This window comes from Acidiferrobacteraceae bacterium (assembly GCA_037388825.1).
GTDB lineage: Bacteria > Pseudomonadota > Gammaproteobacteria > Acidiferrobacterales > JAJDNE01 > JARRJV01.
Genome location: JARRJV010000066.1, coordinates 1 through 18396 on the forward strand (window position 1 = coordinate 1; position 18396 = coordinate 18396).

The 18396-nt window shown below is 56.7% G+C and carries 18 protein-coding genes; 17 read left to right on the plus strand and 1 reads right to left on the minus strand.

Going from position 1 to position 18396, the window contains the following annotated elements; translation table 11 throughout:
- The 16 genes from P8X48_10755 to P8X48_10830 all read left to right on the plus strand — a co-directional run.
- The coding region (locus P8X48_10755; protein ID MEJ2107785.1) for a hypothetical protein at window positions 1-835 on the plus strand (835 nt) is incomplete at its 5' end.
- 111 nt (window positions 836-946) lie between these two features.
- Entirely contained in the window at window positions 947-2041 is a 1095-nt protein-coding gene (locus P8X48_10760; protein ID MEJ2107786.1) for a peptidoglycan bridge formation glycyltransferase FemA/FemB family protein, read from the plus strand.
- Window positions 2042-2147: 106 nt separating this feature from the next.
- Window positions 2148-2606: a glycosyltransferase gene (locus tag P8X48_10765; protein MEJ2107787.1), complete on the plus strand. Its 459-nt coding sequence runs from the start codon at window positions 2148-2150 to the stop codon at window positions 2604-2606.
- Window positions 2539-3168, plus strand: coding sequence for a glycosyltransferase (locus tag P8X48_10770; protein MEJ2107788.1), 630 nt, complete (start codon window positions 2539-2541; stop codon window positions 3166-3168). Before P8X48_10765 ends, P8X48_10770 begins: the two co-directional genes overlap by 68 nt.
- On the plus strand, window positions 3165-4106 hold the full coding sequence (locus P8X48_10775; protein ID MEJ2107789.1) for a hypothetical protein: 942 nt from the start codon (window positions 3165-3167) through the stop codon (window positions 4104-4106). The genes P8X48_10770 and P8X48_10775 overlap by 4 nt, the downstream gene beginning before the upstream one ends.
- 251 nt (window positions 4107-4357) lie before the next feature.
- On the plus strand, window positions 4358-5248 hold the full coding sequence (locus tag P8X48_10780; protein MEJ2107790.1) for a GNAT family N-acetyltransferase: 891 nt from the start codon (window positions 4358-4360) through the stop codon (window positions 5246-5248).
- Window positions 5241-6710 (plus strand): oligosaccharide flippase family protein, encoded by a 1470-nt coding sequence (locus P8X48_10785; protein ID MEJ2107791.1) that lies wholly within the window; start codon window positions 5241-5243, stop codon window positions 6708-6710. Before P8X48_10780 ends, P8X48_10785 begins: the two co-directional genes overlap by 8 nt.
- A 204-nt stretch (window positions 6711-6914) precedes the next feature.
- Window positions 6915-7694, plus strand: a complete 780-nt coding sequence (locus P8X48_10790) for a polysaccharide deacetylase family protein (protein ID MEJ2107792.1) — start codon at window positions 6915-6917, stop codon at window positions 7692-7694.
- A 2-nt stretch (window positions 7695-7696) separates the two neighbouring features.
- A complete protein-coding gene (locus P8X48_10795; GenBank protein MEJ2107793.1) occupies window positions 7697-8830 on the plus strand; it encodes a glycosyltransferase family 2 protein in 1134 nt (377 codons plus the stop codon).
- Window positions 8827-9615, plus strand: coding sequence for a polysaccharide deacetylase family protein (locus P8X48_10800; protein ID MEJ2107794.1), 789 nt, complete (start codon window positions 8827-8829; stop codon window positions 9613-9615). Before P8X48_10795 ends, P8X48_10800 begins: the two co-directional genes overlap by 4 nt.
- Before the next feature lie 344 nt (window positions 9616-9959).
- Window positions 9960-11006 carry an O-antigen ligase family protein gene (locus tag P8X48_10805; protein ID MEJ2107795.1) on the plus strand — a complete coding sequence of 349 codons (1047 nt, stop codon included), beginning with the start codon at window positions 9960-9962 and terminating at the stop codon, window positions 11004-11006.
- A gap of 3 nt (window positions 11007-11009) precedes the next feature.
- A complete protein-coding gene (locus P8X48_10810; protein MEJ2107796.1) occupies window positions 11010-12164 on the plus strand; it encodes a glycosyltransferase in 1155 nt (384 codons plus the stop codon).
- On the plus strand, window positions 12161-13006 hold the full coding sequence (locus P8X48_10815; GenBank protein ID MEJ2107797.1) for a polysaccharide deacetylase family protein: 846 nt from the start codon (window positions 12161-12163) through the stop codon (window positions 13004-13006). Before P8X48_10810 ends, P8X48_10815 begins: the two co-directional genes overlap by 4 nt.
- A complete protein-coding gene (locus tag P8X48_10820; protein ID MEJ2107798.1) occupies window positions 13006-14130 on the plus strand; it encodes a glycosyltransferase in 1125 nt (374 codons plus the stop codon). Before P8X48_10815 ends, P8X48_10820 begins: the two co-directional genes overlap by 1 nt.
- A 110-nt stretch (window positions 14131-14240) precedes the next feature.
- Window positions 14241-15413, plus strand: a complete 1173-nt coding sequence (locus tag P8X48_10825; protein MEJ2107799.1) for a hypothetical protein — start codon at window positions 14241-14243, stop codon at window positions 15411-15413.
- Window positions 15414-15451: 38 nt separating this feature from the next.
- Window positions 15452-16210, plus strand: a complete 759-nt coding sequence (locus P8X48_10830) for a YdcF family protein (protein ID MEJ2107800.1) — start codon at window positions 15452-15454, stop codon at window positions 16208-16210.
- Here P8X48_10830 and P8X48_10835 read toward each other — a convergent pair.
- Window positions 16205-17374: a GNAT family N-acetyltransferase gene (locus tag P8X48_10835; GenBank protein ID MEJ2107801.1), complete on the minus strand. Its 1170-nt coding sequence runs from the start codon at window positions 17372-17374 to the stop codon at window positions 16205-16207. The genes P8X48_10830 and P8X48_10835 overlap by 6 nt on opposite strands.
- Window positions 17375-17762: 388 nt before the next feature.
- On the opposite strand from P8X48_10835, the gene P8X48_10840 reads away from it, so the two are divergent.
- Window positions 17763-18396: PrpF domain-containing protein (locus P8X48_10840; protein ID MEJ2107802.1), on the plus strand; the 634-nt coding region annotated here is incomplete at its 3' end.

Genomic DNA, 18396 nt, shown 5'->3' on the forward strand with positions numbered 1-18396 from the left:
GGGTAGCCGCGTAATCGACGCAAGGTATCAGACCACCCCGTCCCAGAATAACGATCAACTCACTGGTACGGCCCGGTTGGAGCACGTCACTCCGGCCAAAACGATCGTGTCCCTGAATCTGGTAGGGAACGCTGTGCGATTTCCCTCGCCGCTCTATCCAGACTACCGTCGCGTCGATGGGTTCGCCGGAATCGAGGGCAAGCGTGGCTCATCGACGCTCGAGGCGAATATCGGTGCAACACTAATTCAAACCGCGAACCAACCGAACCGAATCGGCAAGCTTGTGAATGCAAGATATGAGTATCAAGCCAATCCGACTGTTTCCATTGCCGCAAGCTTCGATTTTGAATACAGCGATATATCGAGGGATATCCTTGTTTCTCCGACGGTGCAGAACCCGAATGCAACGTCCGGGGGCCTTTTCTATGGCCGGCGAGGGGATTTGATAGTGGCCCAGAACGCACCTGATCAGGACACGACGGTTCGTGTATTTGTCCGCGATCGGGACTATATCGATCCCATCTTCAATGACGAACAAAGTCTGGGCGCAAGCGGGGTGTACCGCAGGGTTGTGGGCGGACGTTCCGATGTGACCCTGTTTGGCGAGTATCTGGATACGCGATATCCGGCCCTCTCGAGGACTGACACGGAGGTTTCCTTTGGAACGCAGTACCGCCTGCGGCTGCGGCCTCGTTGGAGCTGGATCTCGGGGGTCTCTCGGAACTACCGGGATAGCACGGATCCAACGGCCATCTACACGGAAAACGTCATTTCTACGGGAATCGTCTATGAACGCGGGAAGTTCACCAACCCCAATGGGATTGGAAGAAGGTAAAATGTCCGCGGTGGCTCGTCAGACGTACCGCAAACGCGGGCAGGCGGAAACCTGGCGCAAGGCAGGGGTTTCCTCTCGCCCGGTCAGACATTGGCTCGAGGGAAGAATCCGATGAATGCGCGGATCAATGAATTTCAGGCCATCGTGCGTGAGACATCGATGCCAGAGTCATCTGCAGGCTACCAGAGAATAGTCATCGACGATTTGCAGGATTCCGGGATTCTGGCGTTGTGGAATCAGCTTCTTGCCGGGCACGGCGCACATTTCTTTCAGACACCGCAATGGCTGGCTTGCTTGCGGCGAAACGAGAAGTCTATGGCTGTATTGACTTCGTTCGAAGGAAGAGTTGTGGCGAGTTCGGTTGTTCGGCGCCGATCCGTACCCGTGGCGGGAAAGGGAATCTACATCGTCGAACGTGGCCCGGTGAGCGAGAATGCAACTGCGCTTGAAGCGCATTTGCAGCAACTTGTCGAGTTGTATGGAAAGGATGCTGTGGCGATTCGTATTAGTCCCTATGAAGTGGAATCGGACAAGGACGAAACCGAGGCGACACTGGGAAAATGGGGTTGGAAGATCGTTGGCGGGACCTCGTACCTGTACGACGCAACCGTGACGGTGGACCTTGGTCAGGAAATCGAAGGGATTCGCAGAGCTTTTCGTCGTTCCCTGCGCACCCAGATTAACAAGGCACGAAAGGCGGGGATTCGCGTCCGTAACAATGTAGGGAGCTCGGAATTCAGAACGTTTGTCCGCGAGTTCAATGCCATGGCGCGACGGCGCGGTCTGGCAACGATTCAGGACGAAATCGCCGAAGAGTTGGAGCACTTGAACGGGAAACCCGGAGGGGCGCAACTTTTTGTCTGCGACTACCAGGGGGAACAGGTGGCAGGAGCGCTGATGATCCCGGCGGCTGATCGCATTATTTATCGCTGGGGCTACTCGAGCGAAGCGGAGGCCCACCGGCAGCTTCCCCTCAGCCATGCCTTGCACTGGGAAGCCATGCAGTGGGCCCGTGAGAGCGGGTATCCCTTCTACGATTTTGGCGGCTACTGGGAAGAGCGGGGCGACGAGGATCCAATCAATCGTTTCAAGACCGGGTTCAGCAAGCACATTGAAAAACACGTGCGGGAGCACGTATTGATACTGCGCCCTGGAATGTATGTCGCAATCCAACATTTGACTCGCCTGCGTGCACGGTGGTCATGAGTTTCAGGAAAGGCATGAACTTTCGGGAAGCAGAACTTGTCTGTTGGTGGAGAGCCGAGAACTATTCAGGTCAGGGTCGATGATAATTGATAGCAAAGACTCGAGCGTGAACGGTCCGCAAGCTGTTGCCGACGGGCCGCTGCGCATACTGATCGTGGTAGACAGCTTCTATCCCGGCGATGGTGGAGCGGAAAAACAGGCTCAACTCCTGAGTCGCGCATTCCGGGATGCCGGTCACGCCGTAAAAGTGGTCGCACCGCGATTGGAGAGGGAAATGAAGTCGCGCGAAGTAGTCGATGGCGTACCCGTCGAGCGAATTGTATACCCGCGGATCCGCTTTCTTGGCGCCTTGATTCTTTCTGCACGGTTCGCCTTCAAACTGCTATGGGAACGACGGCACTACGATGCCATTCATGTTCATATCGCGAAGAATCTTGCCGCTGTGGCGGGCCTTCTGCGCCCGGTGCTGCCTGCGTCGCTTCACATACGAGAAGCTCGTGGTGGCCGGCTATCCGCAAGAACGTCTGCTCATGATTCCCAATGCGGTCGATCTGGTCCGGTTTGACAAGTCGTCGCAACAGAAGAACGACGATGTGAATGTCTCGGATGTCGCCTATGTGGGAAGGCTGCGTGCGGTGAAAGGTATCCAGGTTCTGGTTGAAGCGTGGTCATTGATGGCGCCGGACCACAAGCTCGCAATCGCCGGTGACGGATCGTTGCGCGAAGAACTGACAAACCGGATCGCGGAACTGGGCCTTGAGCAACAGGTGCGATTTTGCGGGGAGATCGACAACGTACCTGAATTGCTGCGTCAGACACGGGTGTATGTACAACCCTCATACCAGGAGGGAATGCCCAATTCGGTGCTGGAGGCGATGGCGGCCGGTCTTCCAATCGTCGCGACACGGGTCAGTGGCAACGTAGACCTGGTTCATGACGGGGAGAACGGGTTTCTGGTACCACCGGGTGACAAGGACGCCTTGGCGCAGGCGATCCGTCGGCTCCTGGAAGATCCGGAACTTGCCAGCAGAATGGGGGAACGGTCGCGGCAACTGGCCGCGGAGTTCGGCGTGCCGATTGTGACGGCCAAATTGCTGCAGCGGTTTCGCGGGACACTGGCGGCATGACGGGAGAACGCATCGAAAAGGTGGTTTTGACGGCCACGATCGATACCGAATGTGATCACGATCCCAACTGGGCCCGTTCAAAACCGCTGACATTCCACTCGATCACAATGGGCGTGCCGGAACGTTTGCAGCCGGCCTTCGACGCCGCGGGCGCGGTTCCCACCTATCTGCTGACGGTCGAGGTGATGGAGGATGACGACAGCGTGCAGGCGCTGCGGGCACTCAAAGGAAGGTATGAATTCGGCACGCACCTCCATTCCGCGTTCATCGAACCGGAGAAAAAGTTTCAGGACTATGCGGGGATCGACAGCCCCGACTTCCAATGTCATTGTCCGCCCGATATTGAGTCCAAAAAGCTGGAGAACCTGACTCGTCTGTTCGAGAACCGTTTTGGCTATGCGCCAAAATCATTCCGTGCCGGAAGGTTTGGCGCCGGTGCCAATACGATAGACGCGCTGGAGCGACTGGGCTACGTCACCGATACCAGCGTAACACCATATATACGCTGGCCCCATCCGGACGGGCCGGTCGACTACCGGCACGCGCCGGAGCAACCCTACTATCCGGCGGAAGGATCCCTCACGAAGCCCGGAAGCTATCGCCCGGATCGGCTCCTCGAGATTCCGGTGAGCATGTATCCCCGGTGGTTGCGCGGCCCGCGCTGGTTGCGGCCCTGGTTTTCCAGCGTAGCAAACATGAAGAAGGTGATTCACCACCAATTGCGCCGGCACCGTGATGCCCCCGTTGTTGTAGTCAATATGATGTTTCATTCCATGGAGGTGATCCCCGCCGCCAGCCCGTACCCCCAGTCGGAATCTGATGTTCGGCAATATCTGGACGATTTGGGGGAAATACTGCACTGGGCCGGGGCGGAAGGGATTGAGTTCTGCGGCATCACAGAGGCCGCAAATCTGGTCAATCAGGCCAACAGCGGGTAGCGGGCGTGGACGTAACGGTTGTGTCCACAGCCGAGCAATTGGCGGCGCTCGGTCCCCATTGGACGGCCCTTCATGCGCGCGCCCCTTGGGCGAGCATCTTTAACAGCTGGGAGTGGCAGTCCGCGTGGTGGAAATGGTATGGGGCTGGCCGCCCATTGCGGGTCTTCGTAGTAAGAGACGAGGAAGAGGTTGTGGGAATCCTGCCGTGCTACATCGACAGGGTCCGGGTTCTGAAACTATTCAGACTTTCGATGTTGCGCAATTTGGGCACTGGCGGCGATACCTCCCCCGATGACCTGGATGTCCTGGCCGATCCGCGCTGTGAGCAAGGCGTGGTGGAAGCCCTCGCCGGGGTTCTGGCCGGGGACAGGGGGGAATGGGACATGCTGCTGCTCAGCGACATGGCAAAGGAATCTCCGTTACGGGCAGCCCTGATGCGGTCGATGGCAGATGTGTCCCATCGTGAGGGAATCAGTGCGCGCATATCCATCGCCACGCTGCCAGCGAACTGGGAAGACTATCTTGGTAGTTTGCACCGGGATCGTCGATATACCGTTCGCAAGACCCGTCGCCGGGTTCTCGAACAGGACGGGGCAAGACTGTTCGTGTGGAATGACCCGGGGCATCTGGACGACGCAATCGACCGGCTGATAGCCCTGCATCATCAACGTTGGGATGACCTGGGTGAGTCGCACTCTTTCTCGACGCCGCAATACAGGGGGTTTCACCGTGAGGTGATGCATGCCTGTCAGGACAATGGCTGGTTGCGACTCTATTGTCTCCAGATCGGCGATCAAATCGTTGCCATGTACTACTGTTATCGCTTCCGCGGACGTATCTACTATTTCCAGGGCGGTTTCGACCCGGGGATGTCGAAACTTCGACCGGGCCTGGTGCTAATGGGATACGCGATTCAGAGCGCGATCGAGGAAGGCAATGACGTGTTTGACATGCTGCGTGGTGAATATGAATACAAGACGCAGTGGGCCAAGGATCGGCGTGCTACATGGTATTTCATCGCCTATGGTCGCGGGATTGGTGTGTTGGCCTATCGGGCGCGCCGGGAATGGCTGCCCGCCGTGAAGCAGTATTTTCGCGCGGCGCGTAAACAAAAAGAGTCGGGTCACGGCAACGATGCTTAGCAAACTGTTGCGCCATGTATCGAATTACTCGCTGGGCAGCCTGCTGGTCTCGCTCACGAGTCTGGTGTCATTCCCGTTGTTCACTCGTATTTTCTCGGTGGAGGAATACGGGCTGATGAATCTGGTATCCGCCGCCTTGATGTTCGTGGTGGGGGCGGGAAAGCTGGGTATGCAACACGCGATCGTACGTATGTACGGGGAATCTGCGGCGGGAAAATCAAAATGGTCACTCGACCAGTTTTACGGCACGGTAATTTGGGGCATGGCAGTCGTCGGCGTTGTGGTCTGCCTTCTCTGGGCCGGGCTGAGCCAACTGGTTCCGAACGAATGGTGGAATGACGACCGTGTTCGAGGGCTGTTTCTGCTGACTGCGGTCCTGGTGTTTCTCAGGATATCGGAGAACGGGCTGGTGAACCTGCTACGTGCCGATTTCCGCAGCGGTATCTACGCGATCTATCAAGTCATAGCCAAATATGCAGTGCTGGGTGCAATTCTGGTCGCGGTTTTCTTCGTTTCGCGGAGTCTGTATGGATTTTATGGGGCCACGATTCTGGTGGAGAGTGTGGGACTGATGTTTCTTTGGGGCTATGTGCTGCGAAAACACCCCGTATCGCCAAAAACGTTTTCGCCCGAACTGTTTCAGGCGATGGTTAGATTTGGCGTGCCCATGCTCGGATTCGAACTGTCCCGTGTCCTGCTCAATATCGGAGACCGCTACATGATCCAGTTTATGCTGGGTGGCCAGGCGCTCGGCCACTATGCGGCGGCCTACAATATGACCGAGTACGTACAGATGATCGCGATCGCTTCGGTGGGACAAGCTATCGTCCCGATGTACGTACGCATGTGGGAAGACAAGGGGGAAGCGGAGACGCGTCGCTTTTTGCTGGATTCGATGCGCTATTATCTACTAATCGGAATGCCGATTATCGCCGGTGTATCGGTTATTGGACGGGACCTGCTCGTGTTGCTGGCTTCGGAGAAGTACAGGGAAGGAGCTGTCGTAATTCCGTGGGTGATGAGCGCACTGGTGGTGCAGGGAAGTATGGTTATCGTGGGTGCCGGCCTCTATATTCACAAGCAGACAGTCGTGATCATGCTACGTGTATTCGCGACCGCGGTGCTGAACGTGCTTCTAAATCTGGTATTGATACCGCAATACGGAATCGTCGGGGCGGCTGTTGCCACCCTCATATGCGCGATATTCCTCGCGGGAGCGACGGTTGCGCTGACACGCCACAGCCTTCCGCTTGGTGTGCCCTGGCGTGGAATCGCCCGGTACGGATTTTGCTCTGCTTTGATGTATATCGCTGTGATGGAGGTCCCCGTGGGTGGAGGTGTGGCGGGGATCGCAGTCAAGGTGATCACCGGAGTGGTGAGCTACGCCTTGTTGCTTCTGGTCTTTGACCGGAAGAACAGCCTGGAGATGCTCGGCGCGATTCGCGCGCGTCTGGCTGCATAGGAACAGAACGGTATGGGCATCATCCGGAAAACGATCAAGACAATCGCTGCATCCCCAGGGGCGTGGCCGGTTGTGGCCCGGGTTGTCCGCGGGGAGGGGATCACAACACTCATGTATCACCGTATCCAGGCCGACGGAAACGGCTTCCAAGCCCCTGGCGTGGATACATTTCGCGAGCAAATGCAGTGGTTGAAGGCGGAGTGTATGCCCGTTCATCCAGATCAGTTCGTCGAGGTCTTGCAGGGCAGGAGGACGCGGCGCCCTGCGGTGCTGGTCACTTTCGATGACGGCTATCGGGACTACCACGACCACGTCTATCCTGTCTTGAAGGAGCTGGAGATTCCCGCGGTCGTGTTCCTCGCCACGCGCTTCGTCGATGAAGGGGGAATGATCTGGACCGATGCGGTCACTTGGGCCGTTCACCACAGCCCGGTCTCGGAAGTGGATTTGCCATGGCCCGGGGGATCCCGATTTGACCTGTCGGCGCCCGGGGGGCGGCGGACCTGTGTCGATGCATGCAAGGCATTCCTGAAGAATATTGGGGACGAGGAACGAAACCGGTGGCAGGAGCAATTGTTTCAGGTGCTGGCTGTAGATCCCCTGGGAGAGGGCCCTGGACGCCAGATGCTGAACTGGGATGAAGTACGGGCGACCATGGAGTACACAACCTACGGAGGACACACGCATACCCACCCGATCCTGTCGCGAGTGGACCCTTCGGTCGCAGAGTGGGAGATCCGTAAGTGCCGTGACCGGATTTTTGAGGAGACGGGAGTGTCTCCGCGGTACTTCGCCTATCCAAATGGTCGCGCGCAGGATTTTAACGAGCAGACCAAGAACATACTTCAGCGGGAAGGATTCGAACTTGCATTTTCGACTGTCGAGGGAATTCAGCGTCGCGGTATGGATCCATTCGCCATCCTTCGGCAGCCAACCGGCGCTCGTACGATCGGCGATTTTGCCTGGCTCGTTGCGGGGAGATAGGGATGGATCCGGCCATCATCGTCTTCTGGTTCTCCGTGGGATTCGTGGTTTACACCTATTTCGTGTATCCCATTCTCATTTTTGCGATTGCGCGAACGCGCAGAGAAGTGATTGCGGATCCGGTGAGCGTGCGTGACTGGCCCACCGTGGCAGTGGTTGTCCCGGTGTACAACGGACGGGAACACCTTGAACGCAAGTTGAGAACACTTCGAGGGATACAGTATCCAGAGGACCGCATCCGTTTCATTTTCGTGTCAGACGGGTCGACCGATGGAAGCGACGCATGGCTGTCGCAGCAACCGGATGTCGAGGCCCTGTGTTTTCATGAACGGCAAGGGAAGCCCAACGCCCTGAATGCCGCCGTCGGGAACGCGCAGGGCGAAATCATACTGTTTACCGATGTGCGCCAGGAAATCGATCCACCGGCATTGCGCTTTCTGGTAGCCAGTCTGCTGCAACCGGGCATTGGCGCCGTCAGCGGTGAACTGGTCCTGCGCGACGCCTTGACGGGGGAGGGCCACAATATTGGCCTGTACTGGCGGTATGAGAAATGGATCCGCCGGCAGGAGAGCCGGGCCTTTGCGACCATTGGTGTAACGGGAGCACTGTATGTCCTGCGGAGAAAGGACTACGAGCCGCTCCCTGCGGACACGCTACTGGACGACTTTGAGGTACCCGCTCGTGTGTTGCGACACGGTCAGAGAGTGCTGTTTGATCCGCGTGCGCACGTATTCGATTCTCCCCAGGAGGACAGCCGGCGCGAGCGCATCCGCAAGGTGCGAACGCTCACGGGAAACTTTCAGGCATTTGCCCGAAACGTGTGGCTGTTTCATCCCCTGCGGAACCCCGTATTTCTTCAGTTCCTTTCGCACAAGGTATTTAGGCTGTTGGTGCCCTACGCGATGGTGAGCGCATACCTGAGCAACTGGTGGCTGGATGGACTCCTTTACCAGTTGATGGCTTTGGCGCAGACTCTATTCTATATAGGTGGGGTTGCCGGAATGTCATTGCCTTCCCTGCGCAAGCATCGTCTTGTGAGTTTTGTCGTGGTATTTCTGGAACTGAATTGGGCGGCGGTGCTCGCGCTGCAGAACTACCTCATGGGGCGAATTGAGGTTCGGTGGGAAAAAACATGAGCATCGTCGTCCTCATGTACCATGCACTCTATCGTGGTGAAGCGGAATGGGACTCGCTTGCAGCGGAGGAGCGACCCTACGCGGTCGCGAGCGAGGTGTTTGAGCAACAGCTCGATGCCTTGTCGGCCGCCGGTATCCCCGTTCTCGATCCGGAGGAGTTGCTGGGCCATTCGTCAGGGGCATGGCCAAAGAAGGGGGTCGTACTGACCTTCGATGATGGTCACGAGAGTTTCTACCGCCACGCATTCCCGCTTCTTCGGAAGCGCGGATACCGTGCCATATTCTTCATCACATCGGATCTTGTGGAAGCGCGCGACGATTTCTGTAGCTGGGACGCACTTCGCGAGATGGCGGACCAGGGAAACTGGATCCAGGCTCACGGGAAAACCCATCGGTTCCTCTCCGATCTTTCCCGGCAGGAGGCGACGGAAGAACTCTCTGTGCCGGCACGGGTGATAGCAGCGCACACGGGCCAGCCGATCCAGTCGATATCATTCCCCGGCGGGCGCTTCGGCGCACGGGAGATAGAACTGGGAAGGACTCTTGGATACCGATCTTTCTTTGGTTCCTTCGTTGGTGTATTGCGGCAACCGGCAAAGGAAGGAAGTGCAATCCCGCGGATCGCGATCCGGCACAACACGAATCTGGGAACATTTGTCGCACTCGCGAAAGGAAGCGAAATCGCGGTCTTGCCACGCCAATTGGCTTATCGGCTAAAGAACTACGTCAGAAGCCTTCTCGGAAACCGGATCTACCATGGCCTATACCGGAAACTTTCCAGTTGAACCGGGCTTTGCCCGCACTGCGACGAAAGAGGAAGTCCCCTCGGTAGCGTGGGGCGGGAAGCCTCTACGATCCACCTTGCTCTTCCTCAGCATGCCCGGCGGGTTGATGCTGGCCACGACCCTGTTCGGGCTGCGCCTCCCAAGCCCGTTGTTGTACATCTTGTTCGGGGCATTCGGGATAGGTTTGGCCATTCGCTGTACCAAGGACCCGGAATGGTTGCTGGCAAGTTTTGCCCTGTACATACCATTATCAAAGATGATCGTGGCCCCGATTGCGCCCGGGATCAACGGTACCAATGCATTTCTGGCGTTGAGCATAGCCACGTTTCTCCGGCATTACAGTGATGTTCACCCCGGGAGGTGTCAGCTATCTCATTGAGGACATGTTGCTCGAGTACAAGGGCTGGATCGACCAGTTTCTGATATTTTTCATCTTTGTAAATCTGATAAAAGACGGGGCGATGGCGAGAAGGGTTGCTCTGTATTTGTGTCTCGGGTACCTGTTCGTTCTGGTTCTGGGCGTGCAGGAAATGCTGGACAAAATGGGGATGTCGACCATCGAGAAGTCACGCGTCCTGGGGCCTCAGCTGCAACCAAACGATTTCGGCGCATTCCTGGACTACGGGATTGGACCCCTCATGGGTCTGGCCCTGTTGGCGTTCACGCGAATGCGCAGTTGGGCATTGTTACCCGTGTTCGGGGTGATGGTGAAGGTCCTGCTGTCCACGTTCTCCCGCGGCGCCTACCTGGGCCTGGGTATGGCGGCAGCCGTGGCAACGTATGTTCGCGGAAAAAGATTCGTCTTCCTGGGGATATTTCTGGCCTCCGTTGTCGTAATAACGTTGCCGCAACTGATACCGTCTTCGCTCGTGGCACGAATGTCACAGACGGAGGTTGCCGGCGGTGAGCGGCTGGACGAAAGCAGCCAAACGCGACTGATATTATGGCGTGCCGCTGTAGACATGACCCTCGAGAGCCCGATATTCGGCAAGGGGTTCAAGAATTTTCGTCGCCTCAAGTCAAAGTACACGGAATATCCGGTGAGGGAATCGGACAATCATAATATGTTCCTGTTCATCAGTTCCCAGATGGGGATTCCGGCGCTCATACTGTTTCTGATGTTGATCTACCGGATGTATCGCCACGGGAGAACCATCGCGGATCAGAACAAGGATCTCTGGGCAAGGGCAATCGGAATCGGTGGTGCCGCCATGGCGGGCGCCGTGTTCGCCGTGAATATGTTCGGATCACGCATGGTGAATATCAGCGTGTGTGGATACGTATGGATCTACTTCGCGGTGTTGCTCCATCTGCTGAGTGAATCAGAAACGGAGGGATCAGAAGCGGAAGAGCCTCCCGTCAAAACCCAAACGGTGTTTCCGGGGAACTAACACGTGCGCAAGCAGAGAGTCGTTCATATCATCGACAGATTGCCGCCGGACGGGGCCGAACGGCTGCTGGCGGACGTTCTGCGTTCGCGATCCGGGGATTTTGAATACACGGTATTGTGCCTGGTGGAGGGAGGGCCACTCGTGCAGGAAATCGAGCAATCCGGCGTTCCGGTGGTGATTCTGGGTCGTCGGGGCCGATACGATTTCCGTCTGCTTCTCAGGCTGATCACCTGGTTGAAGGAGTATCGTCCGGTCGCAGTACATACGCATTTGTTCACAGCCGACAGCTGGGGGCGATTGGCGGCATTTCTTGCGCATGTGCCCGGAATCTATTCCACGGTACACAGTACAAATACCTGGAAGGGCAACCTTCATCGGCTGGTTGACCGGATGATGGCGCGGCTTTCCACCAAGGTGATCGCCTGCTCCGAGGAAGTGGAAGTGGTTCTGAGAGACAGGGACCGTATACCCGCAAATCGCCTGGTGACCATTGCAAACGGTGTCGACCTTCGACGATTTGCATCCCTGCCGGAAGTCGACCTCGCCGATGAATTTGATTTCGTTGCCGGTGCGACGACCCTGATTGTTGTCGGTCGACTGCATCCCGCGAAAGGTCACCATGATTTGCTTCCTGCTCTCGAAACACTCAGGACGCAAGGTTTTGACTTTGTTTTGCTAATTGTGGGAGAAGGCGAACTCGAAGGGGAGCTCCGGCAAGAAGTACGCGATCGCGGCCTGGACGCAAATGTGAGGTTCTGCGGCTTTCGACAGGATGTCCTGGCACTGATTGCCGCTGCCGACACAATGGTTATGCCATCACGGTGGGAGGGTCTTCCAATGGCCCTGCTGGAGGCCATGGCGCTGGGGAAACCGGTGGTCGCGACGAGCGTCGGCGGAATCCCGAACGTGATTCAGCAGGGCGAAAACGGATTCCTGGTTGCCCCTCGCGATGTCGAGGACATGGCGCGGAAGCTGGGCGCGCTCATCGGAGACAGAACGCTGAGGAAGCGTATCGGGGGACAGGCAGGAAAGACCGTGCGTGAACGATTCAGTGCGGAAAACGTTGCGCGTCGCTACGAGGAACTCTACCGCTCGGTCGGCAAAGAGCGCACGACACTGGGCGCAGGGGATGAAGGAAGCGAGGAAAGGTCGACATGATGAGGGAGCTTCTGTCCGGAATCCTGTATCCCTTGACCCGGGTCGTCGAAAGGGTCTCGCCGGGTATACGAATTCTCATGTATCACCGCGTATATCCAATGGAATCCTATGACCAACTTGTCGTACATCCGGACCGCTTTGCGGCACAGATGCAGTGGTTGAATGAGCATGCAAGAGTAATCAGTCTGGAAGAGGCGGTCGAGGAACTGTCCACCGGGGTGCGGAAGCCCGGTGTCGTGGTCACATTTGACGACGGCTACCGTGACAATCTCGAATATGCCCTGCCTGTCCTGACGCGCCTGGCGATTCCGGCGACGATCTTCATTACGACGCAATTCTGTGACGGCACATTGGTTCATCCGCGCTATCGTGACGAGCGAGAGCGGGTGCATCTCAACTGGGCGGAGGTGAAAGAAATGGAGAAGCACCCGGAGATTGCGATTGGTTCGCACACGTGTTCGCACCCGCATCTTCAAAGACTGGACGATGGAACCGCGCGGCGAGAGATCGCCGAGAGCCGGCGGCAGATCAGTTCCCGTATCGGAAAGCCCGTGAGCCTGTTCTGCTATCCGTCCGGTGACTACGGGGAGCGCGAGTTGGAATATGTGAGAGATGCGGGATACCGCGCTGCGGTTACTGTCTCACCGGGGAGGAATCGCGAGACGACAGATCCGTATGCATTGCGTCGGACGGAGATTTCCGACAAGGATTCCATAGCGCAGCTGCAGAAGAAGCTCGACGGGGCCTACGACCCGATCCACCAGATTCTGGATCACCGCCGCCGCCGCCGCTTTGCGCAACTGGCCCGGCATGCCACGGAAAACCGGGAGGCGCGAAGCTGATGCGACTGCTTTACCTGATGACGGAACCCTTTGGCGTTGGGGGCGTACAGTCAGATATCCTTGCGTTGTCGGAGGATCTGACTGCACGTGGGCATGAGATTTATGTGGCCTCGACGCCTGGCGTGCTTCTGGATGAATTGAAATCGCGTGGTGCCCGTTTCATCGACCTCGACTTCCGATACAGCGGTCCGGCGGGGATCTGGCGTGCGGGGGCGAAGTTGCGGCAGATCATTCGCGAACACGAGATCGAAGTGTTAGCGCCGCAGTCGGTCCGGACGACGATTGCGGCGTGGGCGAGCCTTCGTCTTTTCCCATTCTCCTACAGGATCGGAGGTCGTCGACTGCCGATCGTGACGACCATCCACAATATCCACAATCCGATTCATTTCCGCTATGCCGGCCTGATTCTCAATCGTTGTGCGGATTTCGTGATCTTCGAGTCGCACTACGAGCGAAACCGCTGCATGGCAAGTGGATTGTCGAATGAGCGGAGCACAGTGGTGCACAGTGGAATCGATACAGATAAATTCAGGCCGCTGGAGCCATCGGCAGCGCTCTACGAGCAATACGGCATAGACCCGACGAGGCACAAGGTCTTCGGGATTGTTGCACGGCTTTCCGAAGAGAAGGGGCACAACTATCTGCTGGAGGCGTTCTCCCGCGTTCAAGGAATTGATCCGGATACGAAGCTTCTGATCATTGGCGATGGCCCGTTGCTTGAACCCACGCAAGAACTGGCAAAGAACCTGCAGCTGGACGGTTCGGTGGTCTTCACAGGCCTGCAACGGAACATTCCGGATCATTTGTCTATCCTGGATGTATTTGTGCTGTCATCAACCCGGGAATCTTTCCCGCTCGCTGCGAGGGAGGCAATGGCCGCGGGCAAACCGGTGATCGCGCCACGAATCGGTGGTTGTGGCGAAGTCGTAGATGATGGTCGGACCGGTTTCCTGTTCGAATCCCGGAATGTGGATGAACTGGCAAACTGCATGTTGAAGATGGCAGAGGCCGGTCGTTCCCGCACATCCGGAGCGGCAGCTAGGAAACGTGTGGAAGATCTGTTTTCCCGTCGACAGTGGATGGACGGCGACGAGCGAATCTATTTGAGGTATGTAAGTCAATGACAAAGACAGAATACTCGATTCGAGTACCACAAATCCCGGCCAACGAAGGAAAGAATCAAGGATCGGTGTCGCGTGTATTATATAACTGCTTGATAGTTATAGTATTAATCGTGTTCCCCGGTGTTTCCCATGCGGGCCCGTTCGACGAACTCAAGACCGGCAACGCGCTGTTGCCGAATCCGCACGTCGATCGACCGGGTCTTCACAAGACCGTAGTGGATCCGGTATTCGGAACCACGATCATGCGGATTACCGATCCGTCCCAGTATCCGCGCCAGGATCGGATTCGGCACTTCTATTCCAAGTCCCAACCCTTCAACGCGGATGGCACCCGTGCAGTACTCGCGGGTAGCACAGGGGTCACGCTGCTGTATGACACAAAGACCTGGGAACCCCTGGGTCCCGTGCACGTGGTTACATCCGATCCGGAAATACAATGGCATCCAACCGATCCGAACCGGTTTTACTATATGAGTTTCGCGGGCAACTCGCGAAACGTACGTGGCATGTATGAGTACGACATTCAGAGCGGCAAGCGCACGCTCTTGCGGGACTTCAAGCGCTACGACAGTGCAAGTGGTCAGGGCGAGGGAAACATGGACCGGAATGGGCGCTACTACGCACTGGTCGGGCGACGGAACGGCGAACCGGTCGACGCCTTCGTTTATGATGTGTTGAAAGATCGTGTGAGTCGACGAATCCCCGTCACACAAAGAATGGTAAGCGACTGGATCAGCGTCAGCCCGAGTGGAAAATACGTGGTGACGATGGGAAGGGATCGTTCACGGGTATATGACATTCATATGAATCATCTTCGCGACCTGCCCTATGGTTCATTCGGTCACGGCGATATCTGTCAGTTGGCGGACGGTTCGGAAGCCCTGGTCTATGATGGTGCGGATTATCAGCTGAATCACAACCGCAATATCAATATTACCGATCTTGCCACGGGAAAGACCACGATTGGTGTACGGATTGGCTGGAAGTCCACGCCACATGTGTCCTGTCGGAATCTGGATCTTCCTGGTTGGGCGCTCATTTCCACACAAGGTCCCGACAATCGATACCCCAATCATGATTTCGAGATATTCTGGTTGAAGCTGGATGGATCCGGTGAAGTGCGGCGGGTTGCGCACCATCATAGCGACAGGGACAGAGGTGGCTACTTTTCCGAACAACAGGCAGTGACCAACCGCGATGGAAGCGAGATTATCTTCGCGAGCAACTGGGATGATCGCACAGTGTGTGACTACCTGATCAAGCTGCGCCCGACGAAGAAGTGAAGCTGCGCCAAATATTGCAGCGGTGTTGAGGAGATTCTGTGTACTGGTTGGAACTGCTCACCGGGCCCATCGCGCTTGTCGGCTGGAGCATGGTGGCGATCTCAATTGCCCTGTTTCGCAGACAGCGAAGCGGGGTCACGACCATCGTGGCCATTGTGACGACGATCATCTACTTCGTCATTTCGACACCGATCACGACGAATATGTTGGTAGGCGTGCTGGAACAGGCAGATACGGAGGGGAGGGCATGCGGTGCACCGACTGCCAACAGCGTGATTGTGGTGCTGGCGGGGGGAGTACTTGGGTCGCCACGGAGTGCGGACGACTATGAGCGCTTGCAGGTGGCGAGCCTGAGACGCACGATGGCAGGCGTGCGACTTGCGCTTTTGGCACCCGGGAGTCGCTTGTTGCTTAGCGGTGGCGCGGGACATCGGGCCCGGGAAGCGGATTTGATGCGTACGTTGGCGCTGGACATGGGGATGCCGGCGAAACGTATCGTGCTTGATCGAAACTCGCGGAGCACGTATGAAAGTGCGAAAGCTGTAGCGGAACTGCTGAAAACGAAATTGAAAAGCGATTCCGTGTTTCTCGTTACGTCGGCAATTCATATGCCGCGAGCTGCAGCGACCTTCGTTCACCAAGGGGTGGATATTTGTACGTATCCGGTGGATTGGCAGTGGATGAATCCGCCGCTCTATACAGTATTGATTCCCCAGATCAGTGCACTGCGCAAGTCCTCGGCGGCACTGCATGAAATGCTCGGGTATGCCTGGTACTGGATGACGGGGAGACTATGAAACCGGACCCGGCAGAATGATTTCGTCCATGTGACGTCGATGCCGTACGGTGCGGAGGATCGAGCTCTTGAGGCTATTGCGGTAGTAGTAGAGGGTGCACAGGCCGTTGTATTTCTTTCCCCAGCTTGATTTGTAATCGAAGTGTGATGGACCGTAGTCGAGTTCCAGACTTCCCCGTTCGATGGAGTCCTGGATATGCATCGCCAGGTGCACGACCCCGGGCGATGCCTTCGCGAGCGATTCGACGAAGCCTGGCTTGTAGAGGAAGAGGTAGCTCTGACGTATCGTGCCCCAAATGAAGGAAACCGGTGCATCGTTCAGATACAAAACTGACAAGTCGATCATGTTCCGGCGACCCAGTCTTTCCGAGACTTCCTGAAAGAATCCGCCTGTCTCCGGGTCGCTGATGGCCCATCCTTCGCGCGCGGTATGTTGCCAGCTGTGCTGGCTGACTGCTACGGCATCCTCCATGAGTCGCTGCAGTTTCGCAGTGTCCAGGGGGCTATCCATGCCCACTCGTTCATACCGGATTTTGCCCAGGCGCTTCAGTGCATTGGTTTTCCGTGCGATATGTCGTCGCTGCGCGGAAGATATGGATTGAGCATATTCATCCCAGGATGCCGGGATTTCGATGATTACCGTCGGACCGGTCTTGCGTACCACGCGTTTGAACGGCGCGTCGTCAGGTATCGCCGTCAGGACCTGGCCGAGTTTCGCAGTGGGCCATTTTACGAAATAGGCGTAGTCCCATGGGTGCCCGGACGCGGCCGACTGTTGCAGAACATACTCAAATACTGCGAATTCATCATAACCCGGTTTCACTGCGATCCCCGCTTTCTGCTGCCAATCACCGAACAGCATACGGAGAACACGGTAGCGCACCGGACCGAGCGGGGACTCTATTATTTCCAGTGGAACGATGGAGATCGGGATGTCGGCATCGTAGACAATGCCGAACAGCGCCTTTCTCTCATCGCGGAAGTAGTTCCAGCAAGATGACAACCATTCCAAAGACGCGAAGGGAGAGGCGTCTGAGCTGTCGTACAGGGTGTCCCAGAGTTCCTGGCGAGAAAACATCTCGTCCGCATCTTCGCAAAATTCAACCGAGAGCTTCGTTGCGAGCGGGGAGTGGGTAGGCTCGATGGGGGCGTGCTGGATATTCATATGTCTGGTCCCGGAGAAATCGATTGCACCTAGGGGTATAGGAAATGGTCAAATTACCATCACGCGGATAAGGCACCGGATTTCCGATGCCGAAAACGGGACAGGCAGAATATACTGTGACACCAGCTTTATAACCGCTTGGTTCATTTGTCGTTAAATCCAAGCTAGTCATTTTGCGGGATGCGGTCAAGGCCTGGAGCGGTTGGACCAGGCAATAGACCACGCAATCCGCTGTGATATTATTCTGAAAACGGGGGTGGCCATGGACCGGGGTTCGTTCGTCCATGGCACGAAAATAGACAGTTCTTTCTCTTCGAGGCTATGCACCAGAGCATGCCTTCAGGTGGCACGTGTGGGGGGAGAAGCTGAATAGCAGATCGGGGTGTGTATGAGCCTGAAAATTCCATGCATGGTGATCCGGGGCGGCACCAGCAAAGGTGTATTCCTGAATGCCGCAGACCTGCCAGCGGATCCGGCCGAGCGGGATCGCGTGATTCTTGCGATATTCGGCAGTCCGGATGCCCGCCAAGTCAACGGCCTGGGCGGTGCGGACCCATTGACCAGCAAGGTCGCAATCATCGAGAAATCCGGTCGCGAAGACAGCGACGTCAATTACCTGTTCGGTCAGGTAGGAATCGATAAACCCGAAGTCGGCTACATGAACAATTGCGGGAATCTTTCTTCCGCAGTTGGCCTGTATGCGGTGGAAAGTGGCCTGCTGGAAGGGACAGAGCCGGAAATGACAGTGCGAATCTACAACGTGAATAGCGGAAAACGGATACTTGCCACTTTCAAAGTAGAAAACGGTACGGTCGTGACCGAGGGAGATTATCGAATTGACGGTGTCCCCGGTACGGGCGCGCCCATACGTCTCAGCTTTTGTGACCCGACGGGCGCCGTCACTGGAGCACTATTGCCAACCGGAAATCCGATCGACCGGATCTCCATTGCCGGGCAGACAATCGAGGTCTCGATTGTCGATTGTGGAAACCTCTATACCTTCGTACCGGCGGCCGACTTGG